Source organism: Streptomyces ochraceiscleroticus, assembly GCF_000720485.1.
Classification (GTDB): domain Bacteria; phylum Actinomycetota; class Actinomycetes; order Streptomycetales; family Streptomycetaceae; genus Streptomyces; species Streptomyces ochraceiscleroticus.
This window is the reverse complement of the sequence record NZ_JOAX01000003.1, coordinates 1-18370: the sequence shown is the minus strand read 5'-3', so window position 1 is coordinate 18370 and position 18370 is coordinate 1. Positions and strand designations below refer to the sequence as shown.

The following is an 18370-nucleotide window of genomic DNA, read 5'->3' as shown; positions in this document are numbered from 1 at the left end:
GTGATTTACGCGCTGAGGGGTGACGGATCTGTGATGCGGGTGTTAAATCCAACAGGGACGGAACAAAGGAGTGTGCCCTGATGACCACGACGCCCGACGGCCTCGGACACAACGCCGCGACCTTCCGCGAGGACTGGCTGGAAGGACTGGCCGACGCGTACGCGCGCACGCTCCGGCGGGTCCCCGACACGTATGGCGTCGTCGGCCGCCACGCCCCGCGGCCCGGGAAGGTCGCGGTCGTCATCGGCGGCGGCTCCGGCCACTACCCGGCCTTCGCCGGACTGGTCGGGCCCGGGCTCGCGGACGCCGCCGCGGTCGGCGACGTCTTCGCGAGCCCCAGCGCCGAGCAGATCTACCGCACCGCCAAGGCCGCGGACGGCGGCGCCGGCGTGCTGATGTCCTACGGGAACTACGCCGGCGACGTGATGCACTTCGGCCTGGCCGCGCGCCGGCTCGCCGCCGAGGGCGTGCCCGTACGCACCGTCCTGGTGACCGACGACGTGGCCAGCGGCCCGCCGCCGGTCGAGGGCCAGGAGATCGACCCCTCGCGCGACCGGCGCGGGGTGGCCGGCGACTTCTTCGTCTTCAAGGTGGCGGGCGCGGCGGCCGAGCGCGGCGACGACCTGGAGGGCGTGACCCGGGTGGCCGCCCGCGCCAACGCCATGACGCGCACCTTCGGCGCGGCCTTCTCCGGCTGCACCCTGCCCGGCGCGACCGAACCGCTGTTCACCGTGAACAAGGGCACCACGGAGCTGGGCATGGGCATCCACGGCGAGCCCGGCCTGCGCACCACCCGCAGTCTCACCGCGGCCGAACTCGCCGACGAGCTGGTCGACAACCTTCTCCCCGAACTGCCCGAGCCGCCCGCCGACGGCAGCGGCCGGGTCGCGGTGCTGCTCAACGGCCTGGGCCGGACCAAGTACGAGGAGATGTTCGTCGTCTTCCGGCAGGTCAACAGGCGCCTGAAGGAGGCCGGGCTGACGCCGTTCCGCCCGGAGGTCGGCGAGTTCGTCACCTCCTTCGACATGGCGGGCGTCTCGCTGTCGGTGATGGTCCTCGACGAGGAGCTGGCGCAGTTGTACGACGCGCCCTGCGACACCCCGGCCTTCCGCAGCCTGCCGGGGTCCCGCAGGGATGCCGACGATGTACGGGAGGCCCCGGCGGCCGCCGCTGAGCAGGCGCGGCCGCAGCCCGGGCCGTCCGCGGCCGATCTGCCGGCCACCGCCGCCCTGCAGGCCGCGCTCGACCTGGTCGCGGCGAACGAGGACGAGCTGGGGCGGCTGGACGCGGTCGCGGGCGACGGGGACCACGGCATCGGGATCGTCCGCGGCCTGCGGGCCGCGGTGGCCGCGGCGCGCGCGGCGGAGCCGGGGCCGGCCGGGGACCCGCGCTCCGCGGGCACCGCGCTGCTGTCCGCGGGGCTGGCCCTCGCCGACGCGTCCGGGGGCGCGTCGGGCGCGCTGTACGGGGCGCTGCTGGCCGAGACCGGCGCCGTTCTCGTGCGGGCCCCGGAAGGCGCCGGCTGCACCACGGCGCTGCTCGTGGAGGCGGTGGCCGCGGCGCAGCGCGCGGTCGCCGAGCTGGGCGGCGCGCAGGTCGGCGAGAAGACCATGCTGGACGCGGTGGACCCGTTCCGGGCCGAGCTCTGCGCCCGTACGGGCGAGGACCTGGTGACCGCCTGGCATGCGGCGGCCGAGGTGGCCACGAAGGCGGCGGCCGCGACGGCCGAGCTGACCCCCGCGCGGGGGCGGGCCGCGCGGATGGGCGCGATGGGGTACGGGCACGCTGACGCGGGTGCGACTTCGCTAGCGCTGATCGTCACCGCCGTGGGCGGCACGCTGCGCTGACGGCTGCCGCGCCGTCGTGGCCGGTCGCGCAGTTCCCCGCGCCCCTGGACGCCCCTGGCGGGGCGCCAAGCGCGAAGGGCCCGGCACACCTTGGTGTGCCGGGCCCTTCGCGTACGGGCGAGTCGTGCGACCGCGCCGTCAGGCGTTAGCGCAGCCGCGCCATGAGCGCGTGCTCCACGAGCGTGATGAGCGCGCTCTTGGCCTCGCTGCGGTGCCGTGCGTCCGTCGTGATGATCGGGGCGTCCGGGCCGATCTGGAGGGCCTCACGGACCTCGTCCGGCGTGTACGGCTGGTGTCCGTCGAAGCCGTTGAGGGCGATGACGAACGGCAGACCGCTGTTCTCGAAGTAGTCCACCGCCGGGAAACAGTCCGCGAGGCGGCGGGTGTCCACGAGCACCACGGCGCCGATCGCGCCGCGGACCAGGTCGTCCCACATGAACCAGAACCGGTCCTGACCGGGCGTACCGAAGAGGTACAGGATCAGGTCCTGGTCCAGCGTGATACGGCCGAAGTCCATCGCCACCGTCGTGGTGGTCTTGTCCGGCGCGTGCGTCAGGTCGTCGATGCCCGCCGAGGCGGAGGTCATCACGGCTTCGGTACGCAGCGGATTGATCTCGGAGACGGCCCCGACGAAGGTCGTCTTGCCCACGCCGAAGCCGCCCGCCACCACGATCTTCGCGGAGGTGGTGGAGCGGGCTGCACCGCTAGAGCTTGCGAAGTCCACTGAGCACCCTTTCGAGCAGTGTCACATCTGGCTGTCCGCCGGCGGACTCGTCACCGCCGGGCTGATGGATGGCGACGAGTCCGGCCTCCGCCAGGTCGGCGACGAGGATCCGGGCGACGCCGAGGGGGATGGAGAGGAGCGCGGAGATCTCGGCGACCGACTTGATCTCGCGGCACAGATGGCAGATGCGCTGATGCTCCGGCAGCTGGCCCTGCAGCTGGGACTGACCGGCCGTGGTGTGCACCAGTGCCTCGATGGCAAGCTGGTAGCGCGGCCGGGTGCGGCCCCCGGTCATGGCGTACGGGCGGACCAGCGGGTTCTGCGCGCCACCGGTCGGTGCCGACGGCTCGGCGCGCCGCTGCGGCGGCTGCACCGGTTCTATCCGCGGAACCCGGGGCCCCTCGTCGCCGTAGCCGTAAGGAGACGGGGAGGGGCTGCCGTACGTCGTGTCGTAGGGCTGGTGCTGCGGCGCGGGCCGCTGCTGCCGACGACTCGGCGCGGACGGGAAGTTGAAGCGGTTGTACTGGGTTTCGCCCTGCGACTCGGGCAGATGCCCGGAATCGTACGGGTATCCGCTAGGGGGCGTTGCCACGTTTCCTCCTCCAACTTGCCAATCCGACGCCGGTCGCGCCACCGCACCCTATGGTGCGGTGGCGAGAAACGCACTGCCTGTCTGTCAGTTGAGAAGGCTGCCCTGCAGTTCGGCGCGCAGGTCGGGCGTGAGAACGCTGCCCGCGCGGTCGACCAGCAGAGCCATCTCGTAACCGACGAGGCCGATGTCGCACTCGGGGTGCGCCAGTACGGCCAGCGACGATCCGTCCGAGACGGACATGATGAAGAGGAACCCGCGCTCCATCTCCACCACGGTCTGGTTGACGCTCCCGCCTTCGAAAATGCGGGAGGCACCCGAGGTCAGCGAGGTGAGCCCGGAGGCCACCGCCGCCAACTGATCGGCTCTGTCCCGAGGAAACCCCTCGGACATGGCGAGGAGGAGACCGTCTGCGGAGACCACGACCGTGTGGGACACACCGGGGGTGTTGTCCACGAAGTTGGTGATCAACCAGTTCAGGTTCTGCGCCGCCTGGCTCATCGGGCTCACACTAACGCTCCTGATCGTAGGTGCTGCCGGGGCCGAAGCCCTGTTGGTCATTCTTGGGTGACTCCATACCGGCACTGCGTCCCTGCTGGACACCGCGGCGCAGGTTGCTCAGCCTGCCCCGGACGTCCTCGGGCGCACGGGAGACCTGAGGGCCGCCCTGCTGCGTCTGCTCCGCGGTGCCCTCGACCAAATTGGCCTTGGGCACCCGCCGGGGGAGACCGGAGGAGGTGATCCCGCCTGCCTTCGGCTCGCGAAGCTGCTCCGCCCGCTGCCAGCGCTCATCGTTGGCAGTACGCCAACCAAAGCTGTCCTCCGACGTGCTCCGCTGTTGCGGGGGCGACGCCGGCTCCTCGGGCTGCTGCCACTCCTGCTGCCCGGGGGCCTTGTCACCTCCGCGGCGCGGAAGGCCGGCGTCGGTCAGGGAGTGGGTTTCGCTCGGGGTGGGACCCGGACGATCGAATGCTACGCGTTCCTGCGGCTGCGCGGGAGCGTCGGGACCATTGTGGTCCGATTCCGCTTGACCGCCGAAGTAGCCCTGGAACGGAGCCGGTTCGCTCCGTCCGGGGCCCTGCCGGCCGTCTGCGGAGTACTGCGGCTGCTCGCCGTTGAGCCCCGAAGAGCCCTGGTCGAACAGGTTCTGACCACCGAAGGAGCGGTCGTCGTAGGCACCGGCCGGACCGTCGTAGGACTGCCGGCCCGTGGCCTCCTGGGGGGCGTACGGCTGCTCCTGGAAGCCGTCGTACGCGGCGCCCGAGCCCTCCGCTTCGGCGCGCCGGGGGAGCCCGCCGAAGTCCTGCGCCGGGTGCTGCGCGGGCTCCTGGCCCGGCGCACCGTGCCGCGGAGCGCCGTTCTGTGCCTCCAGCGCCGCGCGGCGCTCCTCGCGGAGCAGCGAGCGGCCCACGGGGTCCAGGTCCGCGGAGTCGTCCGACGGCCGGTAGTGGTCGTCGAAGCCGAGCTCGGCGGCGGTCCGCATGTCCTCGGGCTGCTGGAACGACTGCGGGTGCTCCGGCATGATCCGGGAGACCGTGAAGTCGTCCTCGAACTGGTCCTCGCCGCCACCGCCGTGGGTGATCGCCTCCGGCAGCATGACCAGCGAGGTGGTCCCGGCCTGCTCGCCCGAGGGGCGGAGCTGGACGCGGATGCCGTGCCGGTCCGCCAGCCGGCCGACCACGAAGAGGCCCATGCGCTGGGAGATCGCGATGTCGACGGTCGGCGGGTTGGCCAGCTTGTGGTTGATGTCCGCGAAGTCCTCGGGGGTGAGCCCGATGCCCTTGTCGTGGATCTCGATCATCACGCGGCCGTCGGGGAGACGGGTCGCGGTGACCCGCACCTTGGTCTGCGGCGAGGAGAACGTGGTGGCGTTCTCCAGCAGCTCGGACAGCAGGTGCACGAGGTCGGTGACGGCCTGGCCGTGGATCTCGCTCTCGGGGAAGCCCTGGAGCTCGATGCGCTCGTAGGACTCCACCTCGGAGGTGGCCGCGCGCAGCACGTCGACCAGCGGGACCGGCTGGGTCCAGCGGCGGCCCGGCTCCTCGCCCGCGAGGATGAGGAGGTTCTCGCCGTTGCGCCGCATACGGGTGGCGAGGTGGTCCAGGCTGAAGAGGTTCTCCAGCTGGTCCGGGTCCGCCTCGTTGTTCTCCAGCTCCGTGATGAGCGTCAGCTGCCGCTCGATCAGGCCCTGGTTACGGCGCGAGAGGTTGGTGAAGATCGCGTTGACGTTGCCCCGCAGCAGCGCCTGCTCGGCGGCCAGCCGCACGGCCTCGCGGTGGACCTGGTCGAACGCGCGGGCGACCTCGCCGATCTCGTCGGTGGTGGAGATCGGGATCGGCTTGACGCGGGTGTCGACCCGGCCCGGATCCGTACGGGAGAGCTGGTCGACCAGCATCGGCAGCCGCTGCTCGGCGATGCCGAAGGCGGCGGTGCGCAGCTCCTGCATGTTGCGGGTCATCGAGCGGGCCATCAGGCCGGCGATGAGGAAGGCGATGATCAGCGCGCCGAGCGCGACGCCGGAGTCCACGAAGGTGGTCTGCTGCGCGTCGTCGGCGATCTGCGCGGCCTCGGCCACCGCCTTGTCGGCGAGGTCCTCCTCGATGCCGCGGTACATGTCGAACTTGCCGGTGGACGCCGCGAACCAGGTCTGCGGCGTGACGCCCTTGGCGGCCAGGAGCTGCGGCGAAGCGCCGGAGGAGATCGCCTGGACCATCGCGTCGATGGACGGCGGAGCCTGGAACGCCCGGCCGGCCGCGATCGCCTGCTTCCGCGCCTTGGCCGCCTGCTCCTGGCCCTTCTTCTTGAGGGCCGCGGAGTCCGTCTTCAGCCGCTCGACGTCCTCGGGGGTGCCGCCGGAGGTGTACTCGCCGATGGCGATGTTCTCCAGGTAGGCGTACGACGCGAAGGCGGTGAGCTGCTTCTTGCGCTCCTTGGCGCCCGTCGCCGGGTGCACCAGCAGGTGGGTGCCGATGGAGCGCTGCAGGGAGGTGGCGGCCTTCGCCAGCGAGACGGCGTAGACCGTGCGTCCGTAGGAGGTGATGTTGCCGGTGCCCAGACCCAGCTCGTTGGAGAACTCCATCAGCGGGTGCTGGACCTCGGTGTAGCCCTCCTCGGTCTGCACACCGGTGAGCTGCGAGGTGTAGGCGGCCTTGCGCAGCACCTGGAGCTTGGGCTCGACCTTCTCGAAGACCGCGAGGCGGCGCTTGAGGCCCGGCTTGTCGGGCATGTTCCGGACCGCGTCGTGGAAGTCGGCGGCGGCGGCGTCGGTCTCGGCCCGCGCGTTCCGGACGACCGGGTCGTTCTGCTTGCCCTGGAGGAGCGGCGCCGCGGTGCGGTCCCGCTCGTCGACGAGGGCCTGGCCGTAGGAGGCGGCCGCCTGGACCAGCTTCGCGGTGTTCTCGGCGTCCTGGGCTTCGTTCCAGGTCGAGACCGAGGTGTTCACCCGCAGCCCGGCGAAGATCAGCGCCAGGATCACGGGAAGCAGCAGGATCGCGTTCAGCCGCGTGGCCACGCGCCAGTTGCGCGGGGACATCCGGCTGCCCCGCGCGGGCTGGCTGCTCAGCGGACTTTCGGGCGCGTCGGAAGGCGACGCCGTATGACGCGGCGGCGGTGTGAAGTTGCCCCGCTGCGCCGCCTGCTGCGGCGCGGGGCCCGACTTGCTTCGCCTCACTCGACCAACAACCTCTCGGCGCCGGCACGTATCTCGCTGTGCCGTTTTCGTTCTGGGCGTTACCTACTCCGGAGTTCAGCGAATTCCAGCACGTCAGGGCCGTGCGTTCCAAACAGTGCGCACAAGATGAGCAAGCCCTGCGGGACGCCAGATAAAAGGGGCGTTAAGGGCGAGGCGCGGCAAAAGCCGAGGGGAAAGTGAACACAGCGGAACCAGCTGTGCGCATCCGGTGTCGAGGTCCCGGGATTTCTCTGTCGAAACGTTATGAACGCCGGGGCCCGGCGTGTCCAAGGACACAGCGCACCCCGGCGCAACTGACCATACGGCAGCGCTACTTGAGCCGCGCCATAAGAGCGTGTTCGACGAGCGTGATGAGGGCACCCTTGGCCTCGCCGCGGTGCCGGGCATCGGTGGTGATGATCGGCGTGTCGGGGCCGATCTGCAGCGCTTCCCGCACCTCGTCCGGGGTGTAGGGCTGCTGCCCGTCGAAGCCGTTCAGCGCGATCACGAAAGGCAGCCCGCTGTTCTCGAAGTAGTCGACCGCGGGGAAGCAGTCGGAGAGCCGGCGGGTGTCGACGAGTACCACGGCACCGATCGCACCGCGGACCAGATCATCCCACATGAACCAGAAACGGTCCTGGCCGGGCGTGCCGAAGAGATAAAGAATCAAATCCTGATCGAGGGTGATACGCCCGAAATCCATGGCGACGGTGGTCGTCGTCTTGTCCTGCACGTGACTGAGGTCGTCGATGCCCGCGGAAGCGGACGTCATCACGGCCTCGGTACGCAGCGGATTGATCTCGGAAACCGCCCCGACAAAGGTGGTTTTGCCCACGCCGAAACCGCCCGCCACCACGATCTTCGCGGACGTGGTCGAACGGGACGCGGCGTCAGAGCTTGCGAAGTCCACTGAGCACCCTCTCCAGCAAGGTCACATCGGGCGTGCCGCCGGCCTCACCGCTGCCGCCGGGCTGGTGGATCGCCACCATGCCGGCCTCGGCCAGGTCGGCGACCAGGATTCTGGCCACGCCGAGCGGTATGTGCAGCAGCGCGGAGACCTCCGCCACCGACTTCACCTCGGCGCACAGATGGCAGATGCGCTGGTGCTCCGGCAGCAGCCCGGGCAGCTGGGAGGGATCGGCCGTGGTGCTGACCAGCGCCTCGATGGCGAGCTGGTAGCGCGGCCGGGTCCGGCCTCCGGTCATCGCATAAGGGCGGACCAGTGGCTGGTCGCCCCCGTCGTCGCCGTACGGCTGGCTGGTATAGCCGTACGGGCCGGGCGAAGCGGGTGGCGGGGTCATGGGTCCTCCGGGCTGGACAACTGGCTGTCGTCGGATCGGGCCGGTGGGGGGTTCTTCGGCACGTGGGGTCGGTGGTGGATCAGTTCAGCAGACTGCCCTGCAGCTCGGCCCGCAGGTCCGGCGTCAGCACGCCGCCCGCACGGTCCACGAGCAGGGCCATCTCGTAACCGACGAGGCCGATGTCGCACTCGGGGTGCGCCAGTACGGCCAGCGACGAGCCGTCCGAGATGGACATGAGGAAGAGGAAGCCGCGCTCCATCTCCACCACGGTCTGGTTGACGTTCCCGCCCTCGAAGATGCGGGACGCGCCGGATGTCAGGGAGGTGAGCCCGGAGGCCACCGCGGCGAGCTGGTCGGCCCGGTCCCGCGGGAAGCCCTCGGACATCGCGAGCAGCAGACCGTCGACCGAGACGACCACCGTGTGGGACACCCCAGGGGTGTTGTCCACGAAATTGGTGATCAACCAGTTCAGGTTCTGCGCCGCCTGGCTCATCGGACTCAACTAACGCTCCTGCTGGTGAGTGGGGTCCACGACGGGGTGCGTGCCGGTGTGCCCGGCCTGCCGGCCCTGCTGGATGCCCCGGCGGAGATTGGTCAGCCGGCCGCGCACGTCGTCGGGCGAACGGGAGACCTGCGGGCCGCCCGGACGCTGCTCCTGCTGCGCGGTGCCTGCGACGAGGTTCGCACGCGGGACGCGGCGCGGCAGCCCGGAGGTGGTGACCCCGCCGGCCGCGGGCTGCCGGACCTGCTCGGCCCGGCGCCAGACGTCGTCGTTGGGCGAGGAACGCCACTCGGCCTGCGCCTGAGCGCCGTTGCCGGCCGGCTCGCGCCGGGGCAGCCGCGGCGCCTCCGGGGCGCTCTGCGGCCGGCTCACGGGCTCCTCGGCCGCGCTGCCGCCCGGCTGGGTGAACCAATTCGACTCGATCGTGTCGAAGATCGGCGAACCCGCGTCGCCCGTGCTCCGCGGCGCGGGGCCGCCGAGCAGGTCGGCGTCGTCCGGAGCGGAGTACGGCTGCTGCTGTACGGGGACCTCACCGGTCCGGGGCGCGCGCCCGAAGGCACCGTCCCGGCCGAAGTCGTCCTCCCGGCCGAAGGAGTCGTCCCGGCCGAAGGAGTCGTTGTCGTACGCCTGGCCGCCGCGGGCCGGGGCCTCCTCGCCGCGGGCGGGCGCCGGGGCGCTCTCCTCGGCGGGGCGGCCGTTCTGCTCGGACTGCGGAGCGAACTCGCCGCTCCACATCGGGCTGGTGGGCCGGTCCGGCGCCGGGGGAGCGGCGGGCGCCTCCTCGGCGGGCAGGGCGGAGGACGGCGCCGAGGGCAGCTCGAACTCGCCGCTCCACATCGGCCGGTCGTCCTGCGGGGCGCCCTGTGCGGGGGACGCGCCGCGCTCCGGGACGTTCGTGCCGGGGCGCCGGCCGCCGAAGTCCGGGCGCTCGAACTGCGCCGTGTCACCGGGGCCGCCGGCCGCCGGGCGCTCGAACTGCCCGGTGGTCTCGGGGCGCCCGTACTGGCCGGATATCTCGGCACGGCCGTGCCGGCCGGTGCTCTCCGGCTCCTCGTGGCCGCGCGGGTGGTCCTCCTGGCCCTGGCGGGGCGCCAGCGGCCAGTCGCCGGCCGCCTCGCCGCGCTCGCGCCGCGCACCCCAGCTCGAGCCGGGCTGCTGGCCGGGCTCCCGCGGCGCGGACTCCGCGCCGGAGGGGCCGCCGGTCAGCTCGCCGGCCGGGCTGCGGGTGGGGAGCTGCGGCCGCTCGCCGCGCGGCGCGGGCGCGCCGGTGGGCGGGGCGACGGTCGGCTGGTGGCTCGCGGCCGGCGGCTGGGCCGGCTCGCCGCCGCGCACCGGCAGCGTGGGCCGGTCCTGGCCGGCGGGGGCCGCGGGACGGCTGCCGAAGGCGTCGTTCTGCGTACGGGCCGGGGCACCGGGGGCACCGCCGGGCGCGCCCGCTCCGGGGCGGGTGGGCAGCGCGGTACGGGGGCCGGCGCCCATCTGGCCGCGCGGCTGCAGGCCCGCGAGGCGGCTGGAGTGCTGGCCGCCCGCGTCACCGGCGCCGCGGCCGCCGGCGGACTTGCCGCCCGGGCCGGGCTTCTTGCCGGCGCCGCCGCTCTGCGCGACGTCCACCGGCAGCATGACCAGGGCCGTCGTACCACCGGAGTCGGAGGGACGGAGCTGGACGCGGATGCCGTGCCGCAGGGACAGGCGGCCGACCACGAAGAGGCCCATCCGGCGGGACACCGAGACGTCCACGGTCGGCGGGCTGGCGAGGCGCTCGTTGATCGCCGAGAGGTCCTCGGGGGAGAGGCCGATGCCGGTGTCGTGGATCTCGACCAGGACGCGGCCGTCGGGCAGCGCGTGACCGGTGACCTTGACCTTGGTCTGCGGCGAGGAGAACGAGGTGGCGTTCTCCAGCAGCTCGGCGAGGAGGTGCACGAGGTCGTTGACGACGCGGCCGGCGACCTCGGTGGTCGGTACCGCGCTCAGTTCGATGCGCTCGTACTGCTCCACCTCGGAGGCGGCGGCGCGCAGCACGTCGACCAGCGGGACCGGGCGGGTCCAGCGGCGGCCCGGCTCCTCGCCCGCGAGGACGAGGAGGTTCTCGCCGTTACGGCGCATTCGGGTCGCGAGGTGGTCGAGCTTGAAGAGCGAGGAGAGCTGGTCGGGGTCGGCCTCGCGGGACTCCAGCTCCGAGATCAGCGAGAGCTGGCGCTGGATGAGGCCCTGCGACCGCCGCGAGAGGTTGGTGAACATCGCGTTGACGTTGCCCCGCAGCAGCGCCTGCTCGGACGCCAGCCGGACGGCCTCGCGGTGCACCTCGTCGAACGCGGTGGCCACCTTGCCGATCTCGTCCCGGCTGTGCACGCCGACGGACTCGACCGAGGTGTCCACGTCCTGCGGGTCGGCCTCGGAGAGGTGCTTGACCAGCTCGGGAAGGCGCTTCTGGGAGACCGTCTGCGCGGTGTCCTGCAGCCGGCGCAGTGAGCGGACCATGGAGCGGGAGACGACGAACGCGCCGATGAGCGAGATGCCCAGGACGAGCAGGATCACGGCGCCGTTGAGGATCGCGCCGGTGGTGGCGTCGTTGCGCAGCTCGCGGGACTTCTGCTCCATCTGGGAGAGCAGCGTCGTCTCGATCCGCGACATCAGGTTGATCTTGTTGGTGTCGAGGTCGTACCAGTCCAGGTACGACATCTGCTCACCGCGGATGCCCGACTCGGTCTTGAAGCTGCGGTCCGCGAAGGAGTTCGCGTGCTCGATGTCGTCGTTGCCGCTGTCCAGGCCCTCCATGAGGGAGGCGGCGCCGGGGTAGATGTTGGAGAACCGCTTGAGCGCGGACTCCTCGTTGTCCTCGGCGGTACGGCCGGCCAGCCGGTCGTTCGCGGACAGGTGCGCGTGGCCCTTGTTCGACAGACCGGCGCTGACGAACGCCCGCTGCATCGACGCGTACTCCTTGGCGGAGGAGAACGCGGCCAGGGAGCGGGTGCTCTGGATCATCTCCGGGCTGCTGGTCGCCTGCGCCATGTCCTGGGAGAGCGCGAGCAGGGACGTGATGAGCTGGTTGTACGCGGTGACGGTCTGGGCGACGTTCTCCTTGTCGGAGTACGCCTTGTTCCGTACCTCGTTGAGGGTGCCGAGCTGGCGCTGGATGTCGACGATCGTGGCGCGCACGCCGGCCATCGAGCCGCGCGCGGAGTCGACGTCGTCGGTGTGCTCCTTGAAGGACTTGATCGCGCGGTCGGTCTCCTCGCGCGGCGCCACCACATCGGTGTCGTCCTTGGTGTTGCCGGAGCCGGCCAGCGGGCCCGCCGAACGGTCCCGCTCCTCCTGGAGCGCGTCGGCGAGCTCGGTGGCCTGCCGCGTCATCTCCGTGAGGAGCTGCATCCGGTCGAGCTGGTCCATGTTGTCCAGCTCGCTGCTGATCCGCAGGCCGCCCAGCGTGGTGGCCGCGACCACGGGCAGAGCGATCAGGGAGACCAGGCGCGTGCTGATGCGCCAGTTGCGCAGCGACAGACGGGCCCCGGGGCCCACGGGGCCCTTGGCCTTGGGGCGCTCGGCGGCGGAGTCGCCGGCCGGCGCCGGGTCGGTCCGGTCGGTCGGCAACGTGCCGCTCGCCGGACCGTTGCTCTGGGCGCGCTGCTGCGAGGAGGCGCGGTCGGTCCCGCCGCGCAGCTCCGGGTCAGCCGCAGCGCTGCCATCCCTCTTGAAACGTCCCTGCACTAGCGTCGCAACCTCTGGACCAGGCGTCCCTCCGCGGTGACGGCGGGACGGTGTCGAGTCGTAGGGGGCCGCGGGCCCCATGGCGGTCGTGAGTGTGACCGGCGGGCTACTCCCTCTGGCTAAGAGAGCGGCACCCACCGCGCGGCGCTGCTCTGCGCCCCCTGCGCGCCGTGTGAAACATGCGGCGGTCCGGGGAATTCCAGCACAGTGCCGGAGCGGCAACAAGAGCGGAGCCTCTGGCTGTGACATGTGTGACGCAATGTATGGAGTGAGTAACGAGTAGTAGAAGCTCTCGCCCCTTATTACGGACTTTTGCGAGCGTTACGGGCGCCATAGCGCCCCGCCCCTGGTGTCGTAAAGGGGAGTGGAACATGTGCTTCGCTCCGCCAATGTCCGTTTCGTCAACGGCGTTCGATCATGAAAATTGCGGCATTTGCCACACAGTTCGTGAGCAAACTCACACGATGATCACCGACTTGACCGCAAGATCGACGGGAATAGCGCGCATAGCCTGACGCTTTACACCGGTGCCGCAATCGCCCAGCGGCATCTGCATGGGCAGTGACCACCACACGCGAGATACGCGAGGCATTCCGACAGTGAAGACGACGATGATGTTCCGCTCCATAGCCAACCCGCGGCGCACGACCCTGATGCACCTGAAGGACGCCGAGGAGCTGCAGACCGCACCGGTCGAGGACACCGCACAGCAGGAGCAGGCCGTCGAGCTGCCCACCCAGACCGCCAACCCCCGCCGCACCGTCCTCATGGACGCGCCCGAGTAGGACGCGACGCACAAAAAGGACAGAGGGGCGGCCGCGCTCCCGCGATAGCCTGGGGTGTCCACTCCCGGCAAGAGATCAAGAGGGGCAGCGGCTTCCGTGCGCATCGCCAGATTTTCCATCGACGGCAACGTCGGCTTCGGCGTCGTCGAGGGCAACGACCTCGACGTCATCAAGGGACACCCCTTCGCCGAGTTCGAGCGCTCGGGTCAAAAGGTCCCCCTGGACAAGGTGCGGCTGCTGCCGCCCGTCCTCCCGAACAAGGTCGTGGCCATCGGCCGCAACTACGCCGAGCACGCCAAGGAGCTCGGCAACGAGGTCGACGACGTGCCGGTCGCCTTCTTCAAGCCCTCCACCTCGGTGGTGGGCCCCGGCGACCCCGTCGTGTACCCCTCCTTCTCGCAGGAGGTGCACCACGAGGCCGAGCTCGCCGTCGTCATCGGCCGCATGTGCCGCGAGGTCCCCCGCGAGCGCGTGAAGGACGTCATCCTCGGCTACACCTGCGCCAACGACATCACCGCGCGCGACGTCCAGCGTCGCGAGGCGCAGTGGGCCCGGGCCAAGGGCTTCGACAGCTCCTGCCCGCTCGGCCCCTGGGTCGAGACCGAGCTGGACCCGAGCGATCTGACCATCCAGTGCACGGTCAACGGCGCCCAGCGCCAGCTCGGCCGCACCAGCGAGATGGTCCGCTCGATCGAGGACCTGATCGTCCACATCACGGAGGCGATGACGCTGCTCCCCGGCGACGTCGTCCTCACGGGCACCCCCGCCGGGGTCGGCCCGCTCAACGTCGGCGACGAGGTCGCCGTCACCATCGAAGGCATCGGCACTCTCACCAACAAGGTGATCAAGCGTGGCTAACGCGACCCCCGTCCGCGTACGTTTCTGTCCCTCGCCGACCGGCAACCCCCACGTGGGCCTGGTCCGCACCGCCCTCTTCAACTGGGCGTATGCCCGCCACCACGGCGGTACGTTCGTCTTCCGTGTCGAGGACACCGACGCCGCCCGCGACTCCGAGGAGTCCTACGAGCAGCTCCTGGACGCCATGCGCTGGCTGGGCTTCGACTGGGACGAAGGCCCCGCGGCCTTCGACGACAGCGGCAAGGGCGAGGGCGGCCCGCACGCCCCGTACCGCCAGTCGCAGCGCATGGACATCTACCAGGACGTCGCGCAGAAGCTGCTGGACGGCGGTTACGCCTACCACTGCTACTGCACCGCCGAGGAGCTGGAGGAGCGCCGGGAGGCCGCGCGCAAGGCCGGCAAGCCCTCCGGGTACGACGGCAAGTGCCGCGCGGTGACCCCCGAGCAGAAGGCCGCGTACGAGGCCGAGGGCCGCACCTCGATCGTCCGCTTCCGGATGCCCGACGAGACCATCACCTTCACCGACCTGGTCCGCGGCGAGCTGACCTTCCAGCCGGAGAACGTGACCGACTACGGCATCCTCCGCGCCAACGGCGCGCCGCTGTACACGCTCGTCAACCCGGTCGACGACGCGCTGATGGAGATCACCCACGTACTGCGCGGCGAGGACCTGCTCTCCTCCACCCCGCGCCAGATCGCGCTCTACAAGGCGCTGATCGAGCTGGGCGTCGCGAAGCAGGTCCCGGCCTTCGGCCATCTGCCGTACGTCATGGGCGAGGGCAACAAAAAGCTCTCCAAGCGCGACCCGCAGTCCTCGCTGAACCTCTACCGCGAGCGCGGCTTCCTCCCCGAGGGCCTCCTCAACTACCTCTCCCTGCTCGGCTGGTCCTTCTCCGAGGACCAGGACATCTTCTCCATCGACGAGATGGTGTCGAAGTTCGAGATCGAGGACGTCAACGCCAACCCGGCGCGCTTCGACCTCAAGAAGTGCGAGGCGATCAACGCCGACCACATCCGGCAGCTCGACGTGAAGGACTTCACCGAGCGCTGCGCCCCCTGGCTGCGCGCCCCCTTCGCGCCCTGGGACGAGGCGGACTTCGACCAGTCGGTGTTCGACGCGATCGCCCCGCACGCCCAGAGCCGCCTGAAGGTGCTCTCCGAGATCACCGACAACGTCGACTTCCTCTTCCTGCAGGAGCCGGTCTTCGACGAGGCGTCCTGGACCAAGGCGATGGGCAAGGGCGACCCGGTCGCCCTGCTCACCACCGCCCGCGCCAAGCTGGAGACCGCGGACTGGTCGAGCCCGGAGTCCCTCAAGGAGGCCGTCCTGGCCGCCGGCGAGGAGCACGGCCTCAAGCTCGGCAAGGCCCAGGCCCCGGTCCGCGTGGCCACCACCGGCCGCACGGTCGGCCTCCCCCTCTTCGAGTCCCTCGAGATCCTGGGCAAGGACCGCACCCTCGCCCGCATCGACGCGGCCCTGAAGAAGCTGGCCGCGTAACGCCAGGCCCTTGAAGGGGGGCGCCGACCGTACTGGTCGGCGCCCCCCTTTCGTTCCCCGGGAGCCGGAAAACCGGGTCTCCCGGGAGCGGCCGCGCCGGTAGCGTGAGGATCATGCCGATACGCGCGGTCCTCTGGGACGTCGACACTGCATTCTTCGGGGGATGACCCCCGAACCCCCAGCCGGTCGGACGCGCCTCGGCTACCGTCGGGATCATGCCGATACGCGCGGTCCTCTGGGACGTCGATGACACGCTCTTCGATTACGCGAACGCCGATCAGGTGGGGATGCAGGCGCATCTCCTCGCCGAGGGCCTGCTCGACGGATACCCCTCCGTCGAGCAGGCCCTTACCCGTTGGAAGGAGCTCACCGAGCTCCACTGGCGTCGGTTCGAGGGCGGCGGGGTCACCTTCGAGGCGCAGCGACGGGACCGGGTGCGGGACTTCCTCGGTACGCCGTCGATGAGCGACGAGGACGCCGACGGGTGGTTCGGGCGGTACCTCGCGCACTACGAGGCCGCCTGGGCGCTCTTCCCGGACACCTTGCCGGTGCTGGAGCTGCTCGCGGCGGAGTACCGGCACGCGGTGCTCTCGAACTCCTCCGTCCGCAATCAGGACCGCAAGCTGCGGGTTCTGGGCGTACGGGACCGTTTCGAGGCGCTGGTGTGCGCGGCGGACCTGGGGATCGCCAAGCCCGCCGCGGGGGCCTTCCACGCCGCTTGTGAGGCCCTGGGGCTGCCGCCCGCAGAGGTGGCGTACGTGGGGGACCAGCCCGACATCGACGCCGGTGGCGCCGTGGCCGCGGGCCTCACGGGCATCTGGCTGGACCGCCGGGGACTGGGCGGCCGGCCCGAGCTGATCCGGATCACCGGCCTGAACCAGCTCCCCGGCCTGCTGCGCGGCGATACCCGTTTTGGAGCGCCGGACACCTTCGGGTAATGTTCTTTCTGCGCCGCCCGAGAGGGCCGACAGGCCCGGCGGGAAGCGCAAGCCGAACAAAATCCCGCAAGGGGTTGCGTTTTGGTGGGCTATGGTGTAATTGGCAGCACGACTGATTCTGGTTCAGTTAGTCTAGGTTCGAGTCCTGGTAGCCCAGCAAGAGATCGTCTTCTCGGAAGTATCGTCTTCCCGGCAGTACAGTCTCTTGATCGCAGTGCCAGCCCCCGTTGTGTAGCGGCCTAGCACGCCGCCCTCTCAAGGCGGTAGCGCCGGTTCGAATCCGGTCGGGGGTACAGATCCTTACAATCCACCTCCTTCGGGTCGCTCCCGGATGCGGTGATGATGAGGATCGCTAGGGCCCCCGTTGTGTAGCGGCCTAGCACGCCGCCCTCTCAAGGCGGTAGCGCCGGTTCGAATCCGGTCGGGGGTACTGGTGACCAATCCTGGATTGGTCTCAACCACCATGGGCTATGGTGTAATTGGCAGCACGAGTGATTCTGGTTCATTTAGTCTAGGTTCGAGTCCTGGTAGCCCAGCGCAGTTGAGTAGGTGGACTGCACACTTCCTGCTCAAACCGCAGGTGAGCCCCCGTTGTGTAGCGGCCTAGCACGCCGCCCTCTCAAGGCGGTAGCGCCGGTTCGAATCCGGTCGGGGGTACACAGAGAGAAAGGCCCTCCACTCAGGTGGAGGGCCTTTTTCGTGCGCCGACTTTCGTAATGGCGGGCGTCGGTCATCATGAAAAGGCGCGGTCATCCGGAAAAGAAGAAGCGCGCGGAGAAAAGAAGAGCGGAAAGGCCCCCTGCCCACCGCCGGCGGCGTTGGCGACGGCAGGCGCGGGGCGGCGAATAAGCGCGTACGCATCAGCTCGTACGGCGCAGGGCCTCGCTGAGGCGGGCCGCCGCGTCGATGACGGCCTGGGCGTGCATCCGCCCGGGGTGGCGGGTCAGCCGCTCGATCGGCCCGGAGACCGACACGGAGGCCACCACCCGGTTCGACGGGCCGCGCACGGGCGCGGAGACCGAGGCCACGCCCGGCTCCCGCTCGCCGATCGACTGGGCCCAGCCACGGCGCCGTACGCCCGAGAGCGCGGTCGCGGTGAAACGCGCCCCCTGAAGGCCCCTGTGCAGCCGCTCGGGCTCCTCCCAGGCCATCAGGATCTGCGCGGCCGAGCCCGCCTTCATCGGGAGCGTGGAGCCCACCGGGACGGTGTCCCGCAGGCCCGAGAGCCGCTCGGCCGCGGCCACGCAGATCCGCATGTCGCCCTGCCGGCGATAGAGCTGGGCGCTCTCGCCCGTCACATCGCGCAGGTGCGTGAGAACCGGTCCCGCCGTGGCCAGCAGGCGGTCCTCACCGGCCGCGGCGGCGAGCTCCGCCAGCCGCGGTCCGAGGATGAACCGGCCCTGCATGTCCCTCGCCACCATCCGGTGGTGTTCCAGTGCTACCGCAAGCCGGTGCGCCGTGGGGCGCGCGAGCCCGGTCGCTCCGACCAGCCCGGCGAGGGTGGCCGGACCGGACTCCAGAGCGCTCAATACCAGAGCCGCCTTGTCGAGAACGCCGACGCCGCTAGAGTTGTCCATGCAACGATACTCGCGTCTCACACTGTGAAACGGGACGACCATGTCGTCCGGCGCGCGGAAGGCGAGCCCGACCTCCTCTTCATCGATCTGCATCTGCTGCACGAGGTGACCAGCCCGCAGGCGTTCGACGGCCTGCGCAAGGCCGGGCGCCGGGTGCGCCGCACGGACCTGACCATCGCCACCGAGGACCACAACCCCCCCCCCCTGGACATCGACAAGCCGATCGCCGATCCGGTCTCGCGCACCCAGCTGGAGACGCTGCGCAAGAACGCCGCGGAGTTCGGGGTCCGGCTGCACCCGCTGGGTGATGTCGAGCAGGGCGTGGTGCATGTGGTGGGCCCGCAGTTGGGGCTGACCCAGCCGGGCACCACCGTGG

15 protein-coding genes and 5 tRNA genes are annotated in these 18370 nt (G+C 70.8%); 11 read left to right on the top strand and 9 right to left on the bottom strand.

Annotated features, from left to right (window positions below):
• Positions 1 to 80: 80 nt before the first annotated feature.
• Entirely contained in the window at positions 81 to 1847 is a 1767-nt protein-coding gene (locus IG84_RS0104360) for a dihydroxyacetone kinase family protein (RefSeq protein ID WP_031051539.1), read from the top strand.
• 145 nt (positions 1848 to 1992) lie between these two features.
• On the opposite strand, the gene IG84_RS0104355 is transcribed toward IG84_RS0104360, so the two are convergent.
• The 8 genes from IG84_RS0104355 to IG84_RS0104320 all read right to left on the bottom strand — a co-directional run bounded on the left by IG84_RS0104355 (position 1993) and on the right by IG84_RS0104320 (position 12338).
• The gene (locus IG84_RS0104355) at positions 1993 to 2571 is read right to left on the bottom strand and encodes a GTP-binding protein (protein ID WP_073447656.1); all 579 of its coding nucleotides are present in this window, start codon (positions 2569 to 2571) and stop codon (positions 1993 to 1995) included.
• Positions 2552 to 3163 (bottom strand): DUF742 domain-containing protein, encoded by a 612-nt coding sequence (locus IG84_RS0104350; RefSeq protein WP_031051538.1) that lies wholly within the window; start codon positions 3161 to 3163, stop codon positions 2552 to 2554. The genes IG84_RS0104355 and IG84_RS0104350 overlap by 20 nt, the downstream gene beginning before the upstream one ends.
• Positions 3164 to 3247: 84 nt before the next feature.
• A complete protein-coding gene (locus IG84_RS0104345) occupies positions 3248 to 3661 on the bottom strand; it encodes a roadblock/LC7 domain-containing protein (RefSeq protein WP_030257992.1) in 414 nt (137 codons plus the stop codon).
• 10 nt (positions 3662 to 3671) lie between these two features.
• On the bottom strand, positions 3672 to 6830 hold the full coding sequence (locus IG84_RS0104340) for a sensor histidine kinase (protein WP_031051536.1): 3159 nt from the start codon (positions 6828 to 6830) through the stop codon (positions 3672 to 3674).
• 331 nt (positions 6831 to 7161) lie between these two features.
• Positions 7162 to 7740, bottom strand: a complete 579-nt coding sequence (locus tag IG84_RS0104335; protein ID WP_031051534.1) for a GTP-binding protein — start codon at positions 7738 to 7740, stop codon at positions 7162 to 7164.
• Positions 7721 to 8131 (bottom strand): DUF742 domain-containing protein, encoded by a 411-nt coding sequence (locus IG84_RS0104330; RefSeq protein ID WP_031051532.1) that lies wholly within the window; start codon positions 8129 to 8131, stop codon positions 7721 to 7723. The genes IG84_RS0104335 and IG84_RS0104330 overlap by 20 nt, the downstream gene beginning before the upstream one ends.
• 79 nt (positions 8132 to 8210) lie before the next feature.
• Entirely contained in the window at positions 8211 to 8624 is a 414-nt protein-coding gene (locus tag IG84_RS0104325; protein WP_030257979.1) for a roadblock/LC7 domain-containing protein, read from the bottom strand.
• A gap of 9 nt (positions 8625 to 8633) precedes the next feature.
• Positions 8634 to 12338 carry a sensor histidine kinase gene (locus IG84_RS0104320; RefSeq protein ID WP_031051530.1) on the bottom strand — a complete coding sequence of 1235 codons (3705 nt, stop codon included), beginning with the start codon at positions 12336 to 12338 and terminating at the stop codon, positions 8634 to 8636.
• A 599-nt stretch (positions 12339 to 12937) separates the two neighbouring features.
• On the opposite strand from IG84_RS0104320, the gene IG84_RS0104315 reads away from it, so the two are divergent.
• The 9 genes from IG84_RS0104315 (at position 12938) to IG84_RS0104275 (ending at position 17074) form a co-directional block, all read left to right on the top strand.
• Complete coding sequence (locus tag IG84_RS0104315; protein WP_031051528.1) at positions 12938 to 13123, top strand: hypothetical protein; 186 nt, start codon at positions 12938 to 12940, stop codon at positions 13121 to 13123.
• Between the two features lie 96 nt (positions 13124 to 13219).
• Positions 13220 to 13981: a fumarylacetoacetate hydrolase family protein gene (locus IG84_RS0104310; RefSeq protein ID WP_031051526.1), complete on the top strand. Its 762-nt coding sequence runs from the start codon at positions 13220 to 13222 to the stop codon at positions 13979 to 13981.
• Entirely contained in the window at positions 13974 to 15479 is a 1506-nt protein-coding gene (gene gltX / locus IG84_RS0104305) for a glutamate--tRNA ligase (RefSeq protein WP_078648601.1), read from the top strand. The genes IG84_RS0104310 and gltX overlap by 8 nt, the downstream gene beginning before the upstream one ends.
• Positions 15480 to 15694: 215 nt before the next feature.
• Positions 15695 to 16417 carry an HAD family hydrolase gene (locus IG84_RS0104300; protein ID WP_031051524.1) on the top strand — a complete coding sequence of 241 codons (723 nt, stop codon included), beginning with the start codon at positions 15695 to 15697 and terminating at the stop codon, positions 16415 to 16417.
• 85 nt (positions 16418 to 16502) lie between these two features.
• A tRNA-Gln gene (locus IG84_RS0104295) sits at positions 16503 to 16574 on the top strand.
• A 63-nt stretch (positions 16575 to 16637) separates the two neighbouring features.
• A tRNA-Glu gene (locus IG84_RS0104290) sits at positions 16638 to 16710 on the top strand.
• A 64-nt stretch (positions 16711 to 16774) separates the two neighbouring features.
• Positions 16775 to 16847: transfer RNA gene (locus IG84_RS0104285), tRNA-Glu, on the top strand.
• 34 nt (positions 16848 to 16881) lie between these two features.
• Positions 16882 to 16953, top strand: a tRNA-Gln gene (locus IG84_RS0104280).
• Between the two features lie 48 nt (positions 16954 to 17001).
• Positions 17002 to 17074, top strand: a tRNA-Glu gene (locus tag IG84_RS0104275).
• A 203-nt stretch (positions 17075 to 17277) separates the two neighbouring features.
• On the opposite strand, the gene ndgR is transcribed toward IG84_RS0104275, so the two are convergent.
• Entirely contained in the window at positions 17278 to 17994 is a 717-nt protein-coding gene (ndgR, locus tag IG84_RS0104270) for an IclR family transcriptional regulator NdgR (protein WP_030257960.1), read from the bottom strand.
• A gap of 24 nt (positions 17995 to 18018) precedes the next feature.
• Here ndgR and IG84_RS0104265 point away from each other — a divergent pair.
• The coding region (locus IG84_RS0104265) for an aconitase family protein (protein ID WP_031051522.1) at positions 18019 to 18370 on the top strand (352 nt) is incomplete at its 3' end.